This is a genomic window from Alteromonas sp. PRIM-21, assembly GCF_027563165.1.
Classification (GTDB): Bacteria; Pseudomonadota; Gammaproteobacteria; order Enterobacterales; family Alteromonadaceae; genus Alteromonas; species Alteromonas macleodii_A.
In genome coordinates this window covers 108,672-128,676 of the sequence record NZ_JADOEK010000013.1, presented here as the reverse complement: position 1 = coordinate 128,676, position 20,005 = coordinate 108,672, and the positions used below count along the sequence as shown (strand labels likewise).

Below are 20,005 nucleotides of genomic sequence, written 5' to 3'. Positions count from 1 at the left end.
TTATTATACTGGTTGCAGTAAGCCAGCTAATACAGGCCGCTAGTCTTTACATACTGCGCTGTCGTACGATTTCGTATAAACAAACGCCAGTTGCTACCGAGACGTTCAAACTTGTTACGCTACCAGCCATGGGCAACTTAACCAGCTCGTCACAGGTTTCTTTTGTTAGTCGTCGCATGCCTTTACCTTCAGCCCCCATTACTAATGCAGTTGGGCCTTTCAGGTCAACATCATAAAGGGTTTTATCGGTTTCACCGGCAGTTCCCACAATCCAAAGCCCTTTGTCTTGAAGGTGCTTCAAGGTTCTGGCAAGGTTTGTAATTTGAATTAGCGGCATCACTTCAGCTGCGCCGCAGGCTACTTTTCGTACCGTGCCGTTTAAACTTGCCGACTTGTCTTTAGGTACAACCACAGCGTGCACTCCCGCACCGTCAGCCGTACGTAAGCAAGCACCTAAATTATGAGGGTCTGTAATACCGTCTAACACCAAAATTAGTGGCTGCGACTCTCGTTCAAGTATTTTATCAAGGTCAGCTTCATCCATTACGCGAGCAGGTTTCGCTCTAGCAACTACCCCTTGGTGCTGTTCGCCGTTTACTTTATCGTCTAACGCTTTGCGCTGGCTGAACTGAACTGAAATGCCGAAACGGCGCGCCTGGTTAACAATGTTGGTCAAGCGTTCATCGTTACGCCCTTTTAAAACCCACACTTCCATTACACGCTCGGGCTCTTTTTCAAGTACCGACTGCATGGCATGTAAACCGTATAACCATTCTTGCTGCGCCATTTAACGCTTACCTCTTTTATTCAATGACAGTGTTTTGCCGCTGCTACCGCCTTTTGCGCTGCCGCGACTTGACGATTTTCCACCGCTTCGACTAGACGAGCTTGAGCCGCCTTTACCTTTTCTCCCTTTCTTATCAGAACGGGAGTCTTTACCAGAGCGGGGCTTGTTATCAAAGCGAGTAGGTTTGTCTGAAGACTTTTTAGCTGTCTTCACTTTTACCTTCTTGCCTTTAGTGCTGCGCAGCATAGACTTATCGAGTAATAAATCAATCTTTCTTTCATCAAGGTTTACTGCCGCAACAGTTACCTCGACTGTGTCGCCCAGTCTGAACTGACGATGGCCCGACTCACCTACCAACGCTTGTTTCACATCATCATAGTGATAATAGTCGTCATCTAATGAGGTTATATGCACTAAGCCGTCGATATGGTATTCGGTAAGACGAACAAATAAGCCAAAGTTTGTGACCGAGCTCACCACACCTTCAAAGGTGTCACCTACGTGATCAAGCATGAACTCGCACTTAAGCCAGTCGGCTACATCACGGGTAGCATCATCAGCGCGGCGTTCCGTCATAGAACACTGCTCACCTAACTGTTCAATTTCTTCAACAGTGTAATTTTTCGCGCCACTTACCGCTTTTTTGCCTTGCTGTTTGGCAATAATGCCTTTCAATGCACGGTGCACCACTAAGTCTGGGTAGCGACGTATCGGTGACGTGAAGTGCGCGTAAGCTTCTAACGCCAAGCCAAAGTGCCCTACATTTTCGCCATCGTAAACCGCTTGCTTCATCGAGCGTAGCAGCATAGTTTGAATAAGCTCTTCGTCTACTCGACCACGAGTTTTAAGCACCACATCAGTAAACGCGGCTGGCTCAGCATCTTCTACAATGGCATGAGGAATACCAATTTCACTTAAGTAGCTGGTAAAAGCGGTAAGTCTGTCGGCATCTGGCTTATCGTGCACTCGGTACAAGGCTGGCGCTTCGTGCTTTTCTAACATTAAAGCAGCACTCACGTTTGCCATGATCATGCATTCTTCAATAAGTTTATGCGCATCGTTACGCACTAAAGGCACGATATTTTCAATTTTGCGCTGGGCGTTGAAAACGAACTTCACTTCTTGAGTTTCAAACTCAATGGCCCCGCGTTTGGCTCGGGCTTTCTTAAGCGCGCGATAAAGGTCGTGCAAATTGCGAAGATGAGGTACATGAGGCTCGTAACGCTGATGAAGCTCTTTGTCTCCTTGAAGAATATTCCACACTTTGGTGTAAGTTAACCGGGCATGTGAATTCATTACCGCTTCGTAAAACTGGAATTCTTCCAGCTTACCATTCGCGCTGATGGTCATTTCACACACCATGCAAAGTCGGTCTACTTCAGGGTTTAGTGAACACAAACCGTTAGACAATACTTCTGGTAGCATTGGAATAACTTGATCAGGGAAATACACCGAGTTACCGCGCTGCTGTGCTTCATCATCAAGCGCTGAGCCTGTTCTTACATAGTGACTTACATCGGCTATGGCTACCCATAGTTGCCAGCCACCGTCATCTAACGGCTCGCAGTATACTGCATCGTCAAAGTCGCGGGCATCTTCGCCGTCTATAGTAACAAGTGGAAGCTGGCGTAAATCAATACGACCTTCTTTGGCTTCATCGGGCACCTGATCGGTAAGTTTTTCCACCTGCTTGGTTACGCCTTTCGGCCACTGGTGCGGTATATCGAAAGTGCGAAGCGCCATTTCTATTTCCATACCTGGCGCCATATGCTCACCAAGTACTTCTACAATTTTGCCTACTGGGCTCATTTTTCGGCGTGGTCGCTGAGTAAGTTCTACCACTACTACCTGCCCCATACGGGCGCCGTTAGTGCTTTCTGGAGGAATTACAATTTCATGCTGCAAACGACTGTCGTCTGGCACTACCATGCCAAAGCCCTGCTCAACAAAATAACGACCAACAATAGGCTCGCTGCGCGGCTCTATGACTTGCGTTACAAACGCTTCTTTTCTGCCGCGACGGTCGGTACCGCTAATACGCGCTTCTACCACGTCATCGTGGAGGAACAGGTTCATTTGCCCTGCGCTAATAAATAAGTCACCGCTTTTATCTTCAGGACGCAAGAAGCCGTAACCATCTCTGTGACCAATAATTCGGCCTTTAATGAGCTCATCACGGTTTTGAAGTATGTACTTTTTCTGCTTAGTGAATTGCACCTGCCCTTCGCGCTCCATGGCACGTAGTCGGCGCTGAATACCAATTCGCGCCTCTTCGTCGAACGCGTTCACCAAATTACAGATATCAAGAAACGACAAAGGCTTGTCATGTTCTTTTAATAAACTCATTAAATATTCGCGGCTGGCTACCGGATTTTCGTACTTTTCTTTCTCGCGCTGATAATGCGGATCATCACTCATGTATTTTTAAATTACCTTTAATTACTTTGTTCACAATATCTTCGTTGGAGGCTTAGTTCTTCAAAGCACTATGGAAAACATTGAAATATATTTTTTAGACACAAAAACCATTTTTGGTTCATGTGGTTATTTGCTGCACAGTATAACAGTATTTACGGCAAAAGATTGTGCGTTATTAGGCTTACAACATTTAACAAACTATTTTGCTATTAGCGGGGCCTACAACTTTGAATATCTGATTGTCAGTAGCGAAGAATAGAAAATCTGTTGCTAAGTCAGCACATAGGAAAGTTACAGCAACAATTTTGTAAACTGAGATACTTGCTAGTAGATTGACTTTAAATTGGGCTTGTTGTTCGCGGTTCTATATAGGTCGTATGCAACTTGATAATGCATCCATGCTTGGGCACTGATACCGCTCACAGCTTCAAGCTTACGAGCAAGCTCAACGGTTAAATTAGAATGCCCGTTAATAAACCTTGATAGATGTTTTGTTGAGATACTTAAACACTGTGCAATCTCATTTTGCTTCAGCGGTGACTTTGACATGCACCTGCGTTTAAACACTTCACCAGGATGAGGCCTTTTTAGATGTTCAGGCCTTGATACTCGCTCTCCAGTATCGATTAATGCTTTGCCTCGGTCACTATTGTATTCGATACCTATGTGCATACTGTGTTTCATGGGTTGTATTCTCTGTAATCAAGGCTGAAACAATCGCCATCATTAAAAAAACATGTTACCGCTCCACACGGTTCTACGTTATTAACTGTAACCGTTACATACCAAAGAGCACTTCCTTCAGCTTTTATGGCTCCAATATCTATCAAATCTGAAATTTGTGATGCAGCATCTAAGTCAAATAGCGCGTCCCAAACCTTGTGACGATATGCTAAGGGAAGCCATTCATCATCATCACTTTGCCACATTGTAAGGAGCTTATCGTGGACGAAACTTATTATTGCCAATGGAATATCCAACAAAGATTACCACAGAGGTAATTTTTTCTCAAAAACATGTGCATATTTTACCCAGTTACAGATGTGTCAACTTCGATCTAAAGTCCTGTTCTCGATTCGGCGCAGCCTGACATCTCTATGTCACAAAGACTTAGTATAAACATTAGCCTTCGTTTTTGTTGCATGAGCGTTCAACAAAACATTGACATCACCAGTTACCTTACAAACTTATAAAGAGCAGGCATATGGATAGAAGAACGTTTATTAAGCTGTCGTCATTCGCAGGTGCGAGCGTGGCAGTGTCTACAGGGCTAGCGGGCTGCACCGTGAGCAATTCAGCAAATAGCCAACCGCAAACTAACGCTACCTTTACTCATGGTGTGGCCAGTGGTGACCCGTTAAAAGACGCCGTTATTATCTGGACACGCGCCGTGCCGACAACAGATTCAGGCTCAGATTTAGCCAAAGCCGATATTTTGTGGGAAATGGCGAGCGATGCAGACTTTACTGACATAGTAAGCAGCGGGATAGTTGAAGCGAAAGCAACCCATGACTTTACCGTAAAGGTAGACGTAACTGGTCTTAGTCCCGCTCGCCGCTATTATTACCGTTTTAAAAGTGCTGATAATACAAGCCCTATGGGCGAAACCCGTACGCTACCTGAAGCCGATGTGTCTGACGTTACGTTCGGCATATTTTCTTGTTCCAACTACCCTGCTGGCTTTTTCACGCCTTATATGGAAGCAGCGAAAGACGACAACATCGACTATGTATTGCACCTTGGTGACTACATTTATGAGTACGATGGCAAGGGTTATGCGACTGAGCATGCAAAAGAGATTGGCCGAACCTATGCGCCTGATAACGATACCGAGCTTTATACGCTAAACGACTATCGCAATCGCTATGCGCTATACCGCACGGACGAAGGTTTGCTGTCGTTGCATCAAAATAAGCCGTTTATTGTTGTGTGGGATGACCATGAAATTACTAACGACACCTACAAAGACGGCGCGGAAAATCATCAAGCCGATGAAGGTGACTTTTATGAACGACGCGCGGCAGCTGTTCAAGCTTATTATGAGTGGCTACCTATACGCCCACCGTTTGGTACTGAGCGTTTAGAAATTTATCGCCAATTTACCTTTGGTAAGCTTCTTGACTTATACATGCTCGACACCCGCGTACTTGCTCGCGACAAGCAGCTTGAGTACGGCGACTATCGCGATGCTGAAACAAAAGCGTTTGACCAAGCTGGCTTCATGAAAGATATCAGTAATCCTAGTCGTGGGCTTTTAGGTGAAACCCAACGTAACTGGCTACATTCATCTATGCAGCAAAGTCAGGCTAAATGGCAGGTGTTAGGGCAGCAGCTATTAATTGGCCGCATGCTCTTCCCTGTATCTATTTTTAACGGCGTTGAGCGTAAAGAAATACCTGCTCATGTACATAAGCTCGCGAATATCAAACGCAAACAAAAGCAAGGTGGCGCACTTAGTGAGCAAGAGCTTGCGCTTATCAATACCGTAATGCCTTACAACTTAGACGCATGGGACGGCTACCCCGTTGAACGGGAACAGGTGCTGATGCAGCTAAAATCTATCGGCAAGCCAGTTATTGCCCTTGCAGGTGATACACATAACGCTTGGCACAACAAACTAACCCTGAAAGATGGTACAGCAGTGGGTGTTGAGCTTGCTACACCAGGCGTGACATCGCCAGGTATGGAACATTACTTAAGTATGGATGATGAAATGGCAGAAACGCTTGCCGACGACCTTCCACTTCTTATTGAAGATTTGCAGTACTGTAATCTTCACCAGCGCGGCTTTATGACACTGACCGTTAGCGAAGACCGCGCAAAAGCCACTTGGCATTATGTGGATGCGATTTTAACCAAGGCTGGAAAAGTGGTTAACACGCATAGTTATGAGATAAACGCGTAGTAATTGGTATTTATTTAGATTAAGGCGCTTAACCAAGTTAAGCGCCTTAATTTGTAACTACTTCTAGAACTCGTAGTAAACACGCACACCGGCAATACGAGGCATACCGCGTACGAAGGTAGGAATACCTAAGCCACCGCCTGTATTACCTGCATCAATCAAGAACTCTTTATCAAACAAGTTGTTCACGTAAAACTCATAGGCGAACTTGCTGTTGTCTTGAAGCAGTTTTACCGATACATCGGTCAGTGAGTAAGTATCCTGAGAAAGGCCAGGATAATTACTGCTTTCAAAGAACACTTCAGACTGGAAACTGGTCAGCCAGTTAACATCAATGTCGAAGTTATTCATGTTGAATACTTTGTTGATGTTGATGGCACCGCTAACCTCTGGTGCTAGACGAAACTTGTTACCGCCGTACTGAAATTCAGAGCCATCAGCAGTATTGTCTGCAAATTCAGCATCAAGAAAACCAAGGCTTGCTGTTAGCGTCAGCGTTTCACTGTAGTTATAGGTCGCCATACCTTCAATACCCGACATGGTCGAGTCGCCTACTGTTACCGTAATAGACTGCAAAGTTTCTGCATCGGTAAAGCTTTGCTGATAATCGCTATATTCGTAGGTAAAAATGGCACCTGAGAACAGGAAGTTGGCGCTTTGATACTTAACACCCAAATCGTAGCTATCTACTATTTCAGGCTTGGTCACATTAACGCCACCTGCGTTAGCATCCACAACCGGTGAACGGCGGCCTTTGGCGTAGTTCGCATATAAGTTCCAGTTGTTGTTTACATCGTAGCTTACTGCGAAGCGTGGCAAGGTATCGTCAAAGTCTCGCTCGGCATCGAAAGTAAAAGCACCGTCTGCGGTAGTAAAGGTGTTACGCGTATAGCGGGTTTCATCAATGTAGCGAACGCCAGCCGTAACATTAATATCGTCGGTTACATAATAAGATACTTCAGCAACATAAGACGCTATGTCTAGCTCGGCTTCAAAAATAAACGGCCCTTGTATAAAAATAGGCGGTAGCGCTGGGTTAGAAATAGGTGAACCATCGGCGTTAAATAGCTGCGACACTAACATGGCACGCAGCGCTTCTATTTCTTCTAACGACGCATCAGTAGCAATATTTTGGTTAAGTGGAATGTTGGAATTGGCTTCAAGCTGCGCTCTTACTGCATCGAAAGTACCGCGTATAAATGGGTCTACCATCACATAGTAAGGCAAATTCGAATCGTCTTGAGTAATGGATGCACCTACAAACGCGGCCAGCTTATCACCCGAGTCATACACTAAACGCATGGATGCACCTTGCAGCGTAGCGTCGTTATCAAAATAAGCGTCTTGAATACGAAGGGCAGAACCGTCTGCATCAAAACCTTCGCTTACTTCTACATCTTTATAGTAGGCATCGGCGTGTAGGCTAAGCATTTGGTTGAAATCATAGTTTACGGTTAAATCATAAGCTTGAAGCGTACGCTCAATACCCAACTCACTGCCCAAACTGAACTCAGCAGCGGTATAAGGGCTAGTATCTCCACCATTTGGTGCAATAGAGCCAGATTTGAAGGCGATGCCCGGCTGGTCGTTGTACTCCATCGCTGCACGAGCAATAATCTCTAGCTTCTCATAGCTTGCAAGCCAGGTTGCGCGAAGCGCTTGCACCGATACACCCTGAAGATCTTCGCTATTGCACGGCACTTCTTCACCTAAGTGGTTATACATGTTTGCATTACCGTAGTAGGAGTCAGCACTACAGGCATTATTTTCTACAATGCCATCCATCTCTCGGTAAAGCCCAGCAATACGGAAACTGTGGTTGTCGTTAATAGGCTGGTTATACATAAACTCAACTTCTTGGCCTTGCTCTGAGTTATAGCCAACCTGCACTTTGCCCTGTTGTTCAAAGGTGGGGAGGTTTGAGTGAATGCTTACCGCGCCGTTGGCTGCGGCCACTCCAAATAGGGTTGGCTGCGGGCCTTTTAACACTTCAACGCGAGCAATATCGTAAAGCGCGACACTGGCTACGGTTTTTTTACTGATATCAAAGCCATCTTGATAAACTGAGATACGAGGCGTCGCCGACACTGATGAAACATCGTCAGTCACACCGCGAATATTAAAAGACGGTAAGCTTACGGCCTGCTCTTGAATTTGAACGTTGGGTAATATGCGAGAAAGCTCGTCAAGCTCCATAATATTGGTGCGCTCTAAAAACTCGCTGCCTATAACATCCATAGTAACAGGCACATCCATTACGGACTGCTCTCGCATTTGCGCAGTTACTGTAATCTCTTCTATATAATTAGTTTCATTATCTGTATCGGGCGCTACGTCTTGTGCAATTGCAGCAGTAGATAGTGCAAACGCAATGGTTGTTGCAAGCAAAGTACGTGAATAAACCGGTCGTGGGTACAGAGGGCGCATCAAATCATTCCTTTCGTGTGCTTATAGGGTGTTTTATGTGTTTTTATAAGCAGTTCACCGATAGATTGGCGATATTGCTTACTTTATTAGAATTATCGAAGCACAAGAATGTAGAGCTCTTTCGAGACGGTTCGATGAAGTATAGGTTACAAATGAAAGGCACTTTTGTGACAGATATATGCCATTCGAAAAATCTACGCCGCGATAAATGGCATAGCAAAAAACGCCCCTTTGAATTAAAGAGCAAACTAAGTACACTCAATCCACGTAGGACAGAAATAACTTTTAACTAAAAAGCGAAATGGAGACTGCAATGAAGAAATTAATGATGGCTACGGCTATTGGCGCTGCCACCCTATTAAGTGCTTGTAGTGCAGAGCATGGCACTACTCAGTGTACTACTGCACCTGAAGCTGAATGGCAAAACCAAGATGCGTTTCAGGCTCAGCTATTAGCGCAAGGCTACAAAATTAACGAGTTTAAAGTGACTGGCGGCAACTGCTACGAAATCTATGGTTTTGATAAAGAAGAAAACAAAGTAGAAATTTACTTTAACCCTGTTGATGGCAGCATTGTTAAAAAAGAAATGCACTAGGTGTGTTTTAGCAAACGGCTCATAGATCGCTTGCTTTAAAACTTAATGAAACGCTGCAAACTATTGCAGCGTTTTTGTTTGACCTTAAGAAAGTTATGTAATGTACAGACCTAAAGATACACCTTCGGACATTTATATTTGGGATTGGGTAGTGCGCTTATGCCACTGGGGCCTTGTCGCTACCTTTGTGACCAACTATTTTATTGTGGAGCCAGGTCGCCTTTATCACGAAATAGTTGGTTATATCGCAGTAGCACTTATATCCATACGAGTTGGCTGGGGCTTTTTATCAGCCAAATTCGAAGCTAGTAAAAAGGTTGCCACTGAATACGCAAGCTTTTCTAACGTCTCATTGCATCAACAAGCCTTCGCTGAACATATTCAACACGTAAAACAAAAGAAAATTCCCACTCACCATGGTCATAACCCGTTCGGCTGGCTAATGATAATGGCCGTTATCACGCTAATGCTGGGATTAGGTATTACCGGTTTTATGATGGAAGAAATAGATGCCATGTTCGGTAATAGTGCGCTGGAATGGATACACAGCATTATGGCCGATGTGCTTTACGCATGTGTGCTAGTACACGTCGCTGCAGTGATTGCTGTGCAATATTTGGGAAATATTCAGTTAGTTCGCCCTATGCTCACCGGCTGGCGAAAGCGTTAGGCCCCTTTAAGTACTGGTAATATTTAGCTATCTAAAGGCCGCTTTGCCTCACGCACCGCTTTGGGATGCATAAGTTTTTCTAAACGAGCGAGGTATGACGCTATTTGCTGGTGCTGTTTTTTGTCGTTGGTCACCGAGTTATACAGCCAGTGATACGCATCTTCATAGTCATAAGGACTGCCGTGACCGTCTAGAAACAACTCCACCAAACGAATCTGCGCTTTTAGGTTTTTAAGTGCCGCGGCTTCTCGTAAGTACACCACTGCGCGAGATTTATCTTGCTGTACAAGCGTGCCCTTTGCATAGTAACGTCCAAGCTGTTCTAGTGCCGCTGGCAAACCTTGATTTGCTGCATCTTCCATATAGCCAATTCCACGAGCAGGTTCAGCATCTACGCACACACCCCACGCCAGCATATCGCCCCATAAAAATTGGTAGGCTGGAATTTTTAACACATCAGCGCGAGCTTCAATGTCTTGAACAAGCTGACATCTGTCTGCTACCACTTTATCTAGGTGAGTATTCGCGTTAATCATGTCGATGAGCGCGTCTTGGCTGTAAAGCTGAACTGCACGAAGTTCTTCTATCGTCTCACCTTCAAGCGCATGAGCAGAAAACCCCGCTACGGAGGCACAGATTAATAAAGCGGTAGATATAATTCGTTTCATAGCTAAGCAAAAATGTTGATAACGCAAACTTAGTTTAGTTATCGACCTATTATAGATTAACTTAACCAATAGACGCTTTTCTTTACGTAAATAATCACAAGCGGCCAAAGCATTTTCCACTTTAGCCTCTTGGTTAAAAGATATAGCAAAAAGCGTTTGGGCTAATGACTGCTTTTTCGCGGGCACATGGCGGATTGGATATGGCGGGCATGGTCGGCTAAATCAATACCTAAATCAGTTAAGTAACCACCGTCAGGCTGGGTAATTAAGCCTTTTGAGTACAGCCTGGACGCCGCGTTCACCATGCTTTGACTGGCATCGTGATGGATTTTCAGACCCTGAAGCAGACTGTCTGCTGGAAACTTCAGTAGCAAATTTAACTCGTCTAGCATGTCCTGATCGAATGAACTCATGTAACCACCTTAGGCAAAAAAGGGTTATTAAGGTTTTAATATTCACATTGATGCAGCGTGTTATCGCAAAGCCTAAGATAAAAGGGCTAAAGCGAGAATCCGCAAGCCATGTGATATTGGCCCGTAATTGTTAAAATTCATAACATATTGCTATATCACACCTAAATGGCGTCACTGTAAAGGTTAATTTGTCTGTAGAACGTTTAATGTTGGTTTCACACCGCTAACTGATCGGACTTTGTTGGAAAATGGTATATTCTTGCCATAAATAACGTGTGTGGATACGCCAAACAGATGAAGTACAAAGATTTACGCGACTTTATTCGCCAGCTTGAAGCAAAAGGCGAGTTGGTGCGCATTAGCCAGCCCATTGATACCGACCTTGAAATGACAGAAATTGCCGATAGGACTTTGCGTGCTGGCGGCCCTGCGCTGTTGTTTGAAAACCCCAAAAACCACGATATGCCGGTACTGGCCAATTTATTTGGTACGCCAGAGCGCGTAGCGATGGGCATGGGGCAAGACTCTGTTGAAGCGCTACGTGAAGTGGGCAAACTGCTGGCCTACTTAAAAGAGCCAGAGCCTCCAAAAGGGCTTAAAGATCTTTGGGAAAAGTTACCTGTGTTTAAACAGGTGCTGAACATGCCTGCTAAAGTGTTAAAAAAAGCCCCTTGTCAGGAAGTGGTGCTTACCGGTGACGATGTAGACTTATCAAAAATTCCTGTGCAGCGCTGCTGGCCGGGTGACGCTGCGCCATTGGTTACCTGGGGGTTAAGCGTTACGAAAGGACCACACAAAAAACGCCAGAATTTGGGTATTTACCGACAGCAAGTTATTGGCAAAAACAAACTTATTATGCGCTGGCTATCACACCGTGGCGGCGCCCTTGATTTTCGCGAGTGGTGTCAAACCCATCCGGGCGAACCCTACCCTGTGTCTGTGGCGCTAGGTGCAGATCCAGCCACAATTTTGGGTGCGGTTACTCCTGTACCAGATACACTTTCAGAATATGCTTTTGCAGGCCTACTGCGCGGTGATAAAACCGAAGTGGTCAAGTCTATCAGTAACGATTTGCAAGTTCCTGCCAGCGCAGAAATAGTGCTTGAAGGCTATATTGCTCAGGATGAAACTGCGCCTGAAGGCCCTTATGGCGATCACACGGGGTATTACAATGAAGTCGACGACTTCCCTGTGTTTACCGTTACCCATATAACCCATCGCAAAGATCCTATTTATCATTCTACCTATACAGGTCGTCCACCCGATGAGCCAGCCATTTTAGGTGTCGCGCTAAACGAAGTGTTTGTGCCAATTTTACAAAAGCAGTTCCCAGAAATAGTAGACTTTTACTTGCCGCCAGAAGGTTGTTCTTATCGTATGGCGGTGGTTACCATGAAGAAACAGTACCCGGGCCACGCTAAACGGGTAATGATGGGCGTGTGGTCGTTCTTACGACAGTTCATGTACACCAAATTTGTGATAGTGTGCGATGACGACGTTAACGCGCGCGACTGGAACGATGTTATCTGGGCTATCACTACCCGTATGGACCCAGCCCGCGACACGGTTATGATAGAGAATACACCTATCGATTACTTGGACTTTGCGTCACCGGTTTCAGGGCTAGGTTCGAAAATGGGTATGGACGCCACAAATAAAATGCCGGGCGAAACCGACCGTGAATGGGGCGTACCCATTGTGATGGACGAAGACGTTAAAAAACGGGTTGATGATATTTGGGACAGTCTTGGTATTATGTAGCGACTATTTTTAGTGCTATTTATTTTGTATTGAGCATGCGCTTGTCTTAAAGCGCATAAAAAGGCGACACGCTAGCAAGAAGGTTTAAAGAGAATACATGTCAGAGATTAAGTGTAAGGTTGCAAGCATCACGCCTTTAACCGAAGTGGTTCAAAAAGTTGAATTGACGCCAGAAAGCCCTGTTGAGTTTAAGGCGGGTCAGTACGCTATGGTAGTAATGGGCGAAAAAGATATGCGTCCATTTTCTATTGCTAATGCCGCGTTTGATAACAGCCGCATTGAATTACACATTGGTGCAGAGCCTGGCAACAGCTACGCCGGTGAAGTACTAGAGCGCATGCGTGCAGATGGCGAAATTACCGTAAATGTGGGTAATGGCAATGCCTTTTTGCAAAGTAATGGCCTGCCTATGGTGCTTATTGCTGGTGGTACAGGCTTTTCGTATACCTACTCAATTCTGCAAGAGCACCTTAACAGCGGTGACAAAACACCACTTACCCTTTATTGGGGCGGTAAGCACGCCGCTGACTTGTATCTAGCCGATGAGCTAACAGCACTTGCTGAAGCGAATGAGCATTTCACTTTTGTGCCAGTTGTTGAGTTTGCATGTGATGAGTGGAAAGGCAGAACGGGCTGGGTACACCATGCGGTAATGGCAGACCACGCTGACTTTGCGAACGTTCAAGTGTATGTTGCCGGCCGCTTCGAAATGGCAAAAGTCGTGCGCGACGATTTTACTCAGCGCGGCTTAAAAGTTGAGAACTTGTTTGGCGACGCGTTCGCGTTTATTTAAGCCAAATTACATAAGGGCTTGTTAGAACCTATCGCCATCGAATCGTCGTTGGCGTTTTATTATGGATATTGAGGGTCAGTCATACCGTCAATCTCCTGAGCCGCCTTGTCAAAGGTAAACACGTTTGTAAGGTTTAGCTTATATAGCTGCGCGTGACGTTTGGCTTTATTAATAATGAGAGCATCTGGGAAATCTGCTTGCTTGGTTTTTCCGCCTGCTTTTATAGGCTTAGCATTGGTAAAATCTTTCAGTGCGGCCCACACAGCTTGATTATCCTCAAACACAATATTTGGCTCGGCAAATAGTGCATGAATAACCTGAATAATTTTCTCTTTATTTAAGCTGTAGCGCTTACCTTTTAGCGTCCAGATGGTTTCAATTAATACCACATCTGTAATCAATACTGTTTCAGAAGACAAAATCAATTTGTTTGCTTGCTTAGCTTGCATTTCCTCGTCTTGAAGTAGGTAGCGGAGCAAGATATTCGTATCTATTGCTATCATTTTTCTAACGCGCTATGGAGCGACGCCTCATCACTGAAGCTGTGATTAACAGTGATATTTTTCAAAATTCCTTTTGCCGCGCCAGTTTGTTTTTTCACAATAGAGATAACACCTTGACGATCAACAAAGCTTTCAACATCATCGCCCGCATGGATATTTGCAATGCTACACAACTCTGCGGGTAGCGTTATCTGCCGTTTCATACTAACTTTAGCCATTGTTATTTAATCTCCACACCTCTCGACTGTTCATTTATCATACTACCATCTTTACTTTTTATCAGAAAGTAAAGAATAGATGGTTTTAAGCTTGCGACAGTTGGCTAGTTTAAATCGTTTACTCCAATTGTAGCCAAGCCACGTATTGGTTATGGTGAAAAGATAAACACTGGAGAGAACAATGATAAAAAACCTATCCGCACTCGCTAACATAAGCGCCAAAATAAGAAAAAATAATCTGCTGGCCTTTGCCATATTATTAAGTAGCACTGCATCTTTCACTGCATACGCACAAAGCGAGCAGCAGCAATCCCTTTATGATATCGCCAAGAGCGTTTCTGCTGAAAACATTGAAAAAGACATTACTAAGCTGGTCAATTTTGGCACTCGCCATACCCTTTCTGAAACCGAGTCTGATACCCGCGGTATAGGCGCTGCGCGTCGCTGGATTAAATCTGAATTTGATAAAATTTCAGCTGAGTGCGGTGGCTGTTTGGAAGTGTACTACCAATCAGAAGTGATTAGTGGTGAGAAACGTATTCCAGACCCGGTGGAAGTGGTTAGCGTAATTGCGATTCAGCGTGGCACTACCGACCCAGACCGCTATGTGATCATGTCCGGCGACATTGATTCACGAGTGTCTGATGTTATGGATTTCACTTCTGATTCACCAGGTGCCAACGACAACGCCTCTGGTGTTGCGGGTACTCTTGAAGCAGCGCGAGTACTATCAAAGTACAAGTTTAACGGCAGTATCGTGTATGCTGCTTTATCTGGTGAAGAGCAAGGGCTTTTCGGCGGACGTATTATGGCGAACCAAGCCAAAAAAGACGGCTGGCGAATTAAAGCGGTTTTAAACAATGACATGATAGGCAACATTGAGGGGGTAAATGGTGTAATCAACAACACCACCGCTCGCTTATTTGCCGAAGGTACTCGCGTAACCGAAACGGAAAAGGAAGCTCGCATGCGCCGCTTCACCGGCGGTGAAGTAGACTCGCCAAGCCGAAACCTTGCCCGCTATATCGATAAAATCGCCGATAAATACATTGAGAACTTAGACACTATGGTGATTTATCGCCTAGACCGCTTTGGCCGTGGTGGTCACCATCGCCCGTTTAACGACTTAGGCTATCCGGGTATACGTATTATGGAAACTAACGAAAACTACACCCGTCAGCACCAAGACCTTCGCGTAGAAGACGGGATTGCCTATGGTGATACCTTAGATGGCGTTAACTTTGACTACGCAGCTAAGCTTACTGGCCTAAACGCTGTTTCTCTTGCAGCAATGGCTTGGGCGCCGAACCCACCTGCAAACGTACAAATTGCAGGTGCTGTTCAGCCTTCAACCTTTTTAAAGTGGGATGCACTGGATGCAAAACAAAACCCTCAGCTTAAAGGATACAAAGTATACTGGCGGCATACTGATGCGCCGCAGTGGGAATATAGTAAGTATGTGGGCAATGTGACCGAAGCCATGCTTGAGAACGTCGTTATCGATAACTACTTTTTTGGCGTTGCCAGCGTGAACAAAGACGGTGTAGAAAGCGTTGTGGTTTATCCAGGTCCCGCGGGAAGCTTTGGAGAATAAGCGTTTATTTTCAGCGTACCTATACGCACCCAATCACGTATCCAAACAAGTTTGTGACGTTAAGTTGGTAATGAAACTGGCTTATCGTCACGAATGACTTTACTCAACAAACGCCTGCCTAGACGTCAGCATTACGCACAATCTATTGATGCCGCTTACATTTTGTTAATTTAAACCAGTGCGGGTTTATTGGAATTAAGTGACTAACTACATTACAGTGTAGTAAATGCATGACGGCAGTTCGGAGTTCACTTTTGGTAAGATTCAGCGCGTTTTCGCTCTCCTTTTTCACTCGACGCCTTTCCTTGTTAGGTATCAGCCTAGCCCTTTGTTTAGTTAACATTTCTCCTTTACAAGCTGCCACGACGACTTTGGGTGCCGCCACATTTGAAACTTATATTAGTGATGATGGTGAGCCTGCTCGAATTAATGCTTTGCTTGAAAAGGTGTTCGAAAAGGCAGGGCTGGATATTCAACTTCAGGTTATGCGACAAGCTTTTTTAGGTAGTTCTGTACTAACAGGGAAACTAGACGGTGAGTTTGCCTACGTAAATTTGGGCGAGGACAGCAGTAATTATTTTCTATCCGATATTTACTTACCTGTTTACCTTTATGCGGCAAGTAAGAAGGCAAACGTAGAAGACATAAAGCTTTTTCCGCACTTAAAAGGTAACCGGGTTGCGATTGAAAACCGCTTTGCAAACACCCCCTCGTTCAGACTACTTAAAGATATAAAATGGTCGCGCAACCCCACTACGTTTGATGCCTTTCGCCAACTTGCCGATGATAGAGCACCCTACTTAGTTACCACCCAGCTTCTCACGCGAGAGCTAAACATACTGCTGGCTAACGATAACGAAGAAACCCTGCATTTTTCAGCAAAACCTTTAGCCAAGACGGGTTTTCAAATAGCTATCAGTAAAAATGTTGCCAGCGCTAAAAGCATTATTGCGAAATTTAACCAAGCCGTATCGACATTGCAGAATAGCGGTGAGTTCAACCTGCCTCTCGCCTTAGCGTGGCTAAGCAAAGATGTAAATGGCGATGGCGTAGCTGATTTTATTGGGCACAGTAGCATAACTACAACCGCTGACTTACTAGGCACGGCTTACTCTCTTGATGGTAAGCCTACCTCTGACAGCAGCATGTTTTATATTGATGGTGAGCAATATACATCGTTAGAAGAGGCACGCTCAGTGCTCTCAGCTAAAGAAAGCTTATCGGCCCGCCAGTCACTTTTAGATAAAACTATCTATAAACAGCTGCTTCGCCGCTGGTAAGCTAAGTACTCAAATCGAAGCCCAGGTATTACTGCGCTTTTGGGTAGCACAATTGTAGACTTCAAAGTTTGTGGAGTAATAACCTGATACAGCGTTAGCCTTATCAGCCTTATCAGCATATTAACCGCTAATAAGGCTTATAGGTGCTAGTAGAAAGCGTTAGAGTGACGTCTCTGGTAAATACATTTCTAAAATAGTCAGCAGCTCTTCGCCATCAACCGGCTTAGATACGTAGTTATTGAAGCCCGCTTTAAGCGCTTTTACTCTATCTGATGTATACGCATAAGCCGTTAGGGCCACCGCATTAAAGTTAGCAATCTCTGGGTTCTGGCTGGCTCTTATTTTCGTTACCAACCCTAATCCGTCTAATTCAGGCATGCCTATATCGGAGAGCAGCAGATCGAAGGCTTCAGGCATATCGTTGAGCTCTTTCCACGCCAATAAGCCATTCTTAACTACGTTTACGCGAGCACCATTGGATTCTAGAAACAGCTTTATAAAGTCACGGGCGTCTCGCTCGTCTTCCGCCACCAATATCCGCAAACCACTTAAACGTAAAGACTCGGTTAAATCACTGATTTCACTGTTTTTGGTTTCGATAATTTCATCGTGCAAACTCAATGGTGCGATAGGCAAAGTAACGTAAAACGTAGTACCCGTATTAGGCCCGTCGCTTTCTGCGGAAATTTCACCGCCGTGCATTTCAACCAAGCTTTTTACAATAGACAAGCCTAACCCAAGACCAATTTTATTGTGGGAATCTTTGCCTTGGTAAAAGCGCTCGAACACATGGGCTAGCTGTTCGCGTGTCATACCTTTCCCGTTATCTTTCACACGAAATAGGTAGTTTGAATGCTCTCTTTTACCACGTACATGCACAGTACCGCCTTTTGCCGTAAATTTAAGAGCATTGCTTAATAAATTATTTATAACCTGCTTTATGCGTAAATTATCGCCTAATATCTGGGTATGTTCGTCTTCGCAATTTATTGAAAGTTGAATATTCTTACTAGCAAAGCCTGCTTCAAATGATTTTGCTACCTCGGAAATAGACGAGGCAATATTTAACGAATGGGTACTTAGCTTCATGGTTCCCGAAATAATTCGAGATAAATCTAAGATGTCGTTTATTAAGGCCGCTTGCGTAGACGCTGCGCGTTTGATTACTCCCAACGCATCCCTCATTCTCTCTACATTCCCCACATCCATAAGGGCTAAATCTGTCCACCCGACGATAGAGTTTAGCGGAGAACGAAGTTCATGGGAGATACTGGCAAGAAACTGATCTTTAGCCTTGTCTAATTCTTCTAACTTGCTGATTTGCTGGTCTGAAGAGGCTTTAAGACTGAGGGCATAAGGGATAAACAAATGGTCAAAGCCTTCAATAATTAGCTTATCATCTTCGCTCCATTCTACCGATTCATCAGCCACGCTTTGCAGGTACAAATCGAAAGAGTTCCGGGGGGTTAGTGACTTACCAATATCTTTTTTAGCCGCGTCTCGGCCTGCCCAGCGAATTGTTTTGTCACGCTGTTCGCGAAACCATACGGTGAAGTAACCCAATTTGGCAGATACACAAGAAATGTACATACCACGTATACCGTTTAGCGAACAGTTTTCAGAAACCTCGTCTGCTAACCGATTGATGGCTATCGACTGTTCTGAATCGCTGATAGAAAACTTACCTAACAGTCGGGTTAAGGTTTTCTCTGAAGGGGTTTTTCCAACAAAGTAATTACCTGTAGGTGTAATCACCGCCATGCCACAAGCATCAGCAACCTCTAGCAAAGGGGCTTCTTTATGCGAGATAGCTTCAAGTGGATTTGAGTAGGAAGTAAGCTGGTGCACAATATTGTTCAACTTACGCTGGCGTGCTTGGAACTGCTCTTTCTTGGTATGAAGCGCTTTGGTATGCATTTGCCAAGCATAAAGATGCCCAAGTGATTCGCAGACTAAACGCTTTTTCTGATCTATGTATTTGGGCTCGTTATTGTGACAAGCAAGTAGCCCCCACAGCTTCCCTTCAAATACGAGGGATACAGAAAACGACGAACGAACCCCCATGTTTTTCATATAATTAATATGCATAGGTGAAACTGAACGTACCATAGACATTGAGAGATCTATTGGCGCGCGATCAGCTTCAGTTAAAGACGGCTGTAGAGGTACAGGTTGCTCTTCAACATCAAAAACACAGCGGACACGGTTCTTAAGGTAGAGCTCTCGGGCTTGTTTGGGAATATCCGATGCGGGAAATTTTAGCCCTTTAAATGAACGCGAATCTGAACCAGCGGCTTCACCTATAACCTCGCCGCAATATTTATCATCAAATTGATAGACCATCACTGAATCGAAGTCGATATAATCTTTAAACACCTTCGCTATTGCATCTGCGACATCATTAATCGAGTCCTTATCATCTACGTTAGGTAACAAGGCGCGAATATCTACATCCATTGGTACCCATTGCTGGGCTGCTTCATAGCTTAGCTGTGGTGTGGGTTCTAGTTCTATTACCAGCAAGCCGTTAGAGTCGAATGCAACGCCGCTGCCTTCCTTTTCCCAGTTGTCTAGCCAAAGTGCATTTTTTGCAAACTTCCACTGATATGCGTGGCGAACACTTTCACCTTTTACTGCGTTATGGATAGTTTTGAATGTAGGCGCGTCTGCTGAAGGCACATCAATTAGGTCTGTGACAGGTGTTTCTCCCGCCACTATATCTACTTTAAATAGCTCTTTTATGTTTTTACTGAATACTTGAATTTTTTTGGTATCGGGATTTATCGCGATAACATATCCAAAGCTCTGAACGCTTTCGATTAAATGAATGGCCTCGTCTTCACAATTTTGAAGTGAGGGCTGTGAATATTGATATCGTTGCATTACTTCACGCCGAGAAATTTGGAAAGCGAGCTTTCATGATTAGAACAGTAATTCTCGCCACGATAACAACTTATTGTGAAGAAAGCATGC

The 20,005-nt window shown here is 44.7% G+C and carries 17 protein-coding genes; 7 read left to right on the top strand and 10 right to left on the bottom strand.

Features of this window, described 5'->3' with window-relative positions; translation table 11 throughout:
* Positions 1 to 46 precede the first annotated feature (46 nt).
* The 4 genes from rlmB to IW644_RS16940 form a co-directional block, all read right to left on the bottom strand.
* On the bottom strand, positions 47 to 787 hold the full coding sequence (gene rlmB / locus IW644_RS16955) for a 23S rRNA (guanosine(2251)-2'-O)-methyltransferase RlmB (protein WP_269918579.1): 741 nt from the start codon (positions 785 to 787) through the stop codon (positions 47 to 49).
* Positions 788 to 3,205, bottom strand: coding sequence for a ribonuclease R (rnr, locus tag IW644_RS16950; protein ID WP_269918578.1), 2,418 nt, complete (start codon positions 3,203 to 3,205; stop codon positions 788 to 790). It lies immediately after the preceding gene.
* Positions 3,206 to 3,529: 324 nt separating this feature from the next.
* On the bottom strand, positions 3,530 to 3,889 hold the full coding sequence (locus IW644_RS16945; protein ID WP_269918577.1) for a HigA family addiction module antitoxin: 360 nt from the start codon (positions 3,887 to 3,889) through the stop codon (positions 3,530 to 3,532).
* Positions 3,886 to 4,173: a hypothetical protein gene (locus tag IW644_RS16940; protein WP_269918576.1), complete on the bottom strand. Its 288-nt coding sequence runs from the start codon at positions 4,171 to 4,173 to the stop codon at positions 3,886 to 3,888. The genes IW644_RS16945 and IW644_RS16940 overlap by 4 nt, the downstream gene beginning before the upstream one ends.
* Before the next feature lie 236 nt (positions 4,174 to 4,409).
* Between IW644_RS16940 and IW644_RS16935 the strand changes: the two genes are divergently transcribed.
* Positions 4,410 to 6,110 carry an alkaline phosphatase D family protein gene (locus IW644_RS16935; protein ID WP_269918575.1) on the top strand — a complete coding sequence of 567 codons (1,701 nt, stop codon included), beginning with the start codon at positions 4,410 to 4,412 and terminating at the stop codon, positions 6,108 to 6,110.
* 63 nt (positions 6,111 to 6,173) lie between these two features.
* Here the strand turns inward: IW644_RS16935 and IW644_RS16930 are convergent, their stop codons facing one another.
* Positions 6,174 to 8,537: a TonB-dependent receptor gene (locus IW644_RS16930; protein WP_269918574.1), complete on the bottom strand. Its 2,364-nt coding sequence runs from the start codon at positions 8,535 to 8,537 to the stop codon at positions 6,174 to 6,176.
* A gap of 313 nt (positions 8,538 to 8,850) precedes the next feature.
* Between IW644_RS16930 and IW644_RS16925 the strand changes: the two genes are divergently transcribed.
* Together IW644_RS16925 and IW644_RS16920 are read left to right on the top strand one after the other, a co-directional pair.
* Positions 8,851 to 9,132 carry a PepSY domain-containing protein gene (locus IW644_RS16925; protein WP_014950922.1) on the top strand — a complete coding sequence of 94 codons (282 nt, stop codon included), beginning with the start codon at positions 8,851 to 8,853 and terminating at the stop codon, positions 9,130 to 9,132.
* A gap of 100 nt (positions 9,133 to 9,232) precedes the next feature.
* Entirely contained in the window at positions 9,233 to 9,802 is a 570-nt protein-coding gene (locus IW644_RS16920) for a cytochrome b/b6 domain-containing protein (RefSeq protein ID WP_269918573.1), read from the top strand.
* Positions 9,803 to 9,825: 23 nt separating this feature from the next.
* Here the strand turns inward: IW644_RS16920 and IW644_RS16915 are convergent, their stop codons facing one another.
* Complete coding sequence (locus IW644_RS16915; RefSeq protein ID WP_269918572.1) at positions 9,826 to 10,470, bottom strand: tetratricopeptide repeat protein; 645 nt, start codon at positions 10,468 to 10,470, stop codon at positions 9,826 to 9,828.
* Between the two features lie 161 nt (positions 10,471 to 10,631).
* The gene (locus tag IW644_RS16910; protein ID WP_118491853.1) at positions 10,632 to 10,883 is read right to left on the bottom strand and encodes a TIGR02647 family protein; all 252 of its coding nucleotides are present in this window, start codon (positions 10,881 to 10,883) and stop codon (positions 10,632 to 10,634) included.
* A gap of 294 nt (positions 10,884 to 11,177) precedes the next feature.
* Here IW644_RS16910 and ubiD point away from each other — a divergent pair, with 294 nt between their 5' ends.
* Together ubiD and fre are read left to right on the top strand one after the other, a co-directional pair.
* Complete coding sequence (gene ubiD, locus IW644_RS16905) at positions 11,178 to 12,644, top strand: 4-hydroxy-3-polyprenylbenzoate decarboxylase (protein WP_179984729.1); 1,467 nt, start codon at positions 11,178 to 11,180, stop codon at positions 12,642 to 12,644.
* Between the two features lie 97 nt (positions 12,645 to 12,741).
* Positions 12,742 to 13,437: an NAD(P)H-flavin reductase gene (gene fre / locus IW644_RS16900; RefSeq protein WP_118491849.1), complete on the top strand. Its 696-nt coding sequence runs from the start codon at positions 12,742 to 12,744 to the stop codon at positions 13,435 to 13,437.
* 59 nt (positions 13,438 to 13,496) lie between these two features.
* On the opposite strand, the gene IW644_RS16895 is transcribed toward fre, so the two are convergent.
* Positions 13,497 to 13,940, bottom strand: coding sequence for a PIN domain-containing protein (locus IW644_RS16895; protein ID WP_269918571.1), 444 nt, complete (start codon positions 13,938 to 13,940; stop codon positions 13,497 to 13,499).
* Positions 13,937 to 14,158, bottom strand: coding sequence for an AbrB/MazE/SpoVT family DNA-binding domain-containing protein (locus tag IW644_RS16890; protein ID WP_118491847.1), 222 nt, complete (start codon positions 14,156 to 14,158; stop codon positions 13,937 to 13,939). Before IW644_RS16890 ends, IW644_RS16895 begins: the two co-directional genes overlap by 4 nt.
* A gap of 181 nt (positions 14,159 to 14,339) precedes the next feature.
* On the opposite strand from IW644_RS16890, the gene IW644_RS16885 reads away from it, so the two are divergent.
* Together IW644_RS16885 and IW644_RS16880 are read left to right on the top strand one after the other, a co-directional pair.
* Positions 14,340 to 15,752: a M28 family metallopeptidase gene (locus IW644_RS16885; protein ID WP_269918570.1), complete on the top strand. Its 1,413-nt coding sequence runs from the start codon at positions 14,340 to 14,342 to the stop codon at positions 15,750 to 15,752.
* A 254-nt stretch (positions 15,753 to 16,006) separates the two neighbouring features.
* On the top strand, positions 16,007 to 17,032 hold the full coding sequence (locus IW644_RS16880) for a substrate-binding periplasmic protein (RefSeq protein ID WP_269918569.1): 1,026 nt from the start codon (positions 16,007 to 16,009) through the stop codon (positions 17,030 to 17,032).
* A 159-nt stretch (positions 17,033 to 17,191) separates the two neighbouring features.
* Here IW644_RS16880 and IW644_RS16875 read toward each other — a convergent pair whose 3' ends face one another.
* On the bottom strand, positions 17,192 to 19,915 hold the full coding sequence (locus IW644_RS16875) for an ATP-binding protein (RefSeq protein WP_269918568.1): 2,724 nt from the start codon (positions 19,913 to 19,915) through the stop codon (positions 17,192 to 17,194).
* Positions 19,916 to 20,005 lie beyond the last annotated feature (90 nt).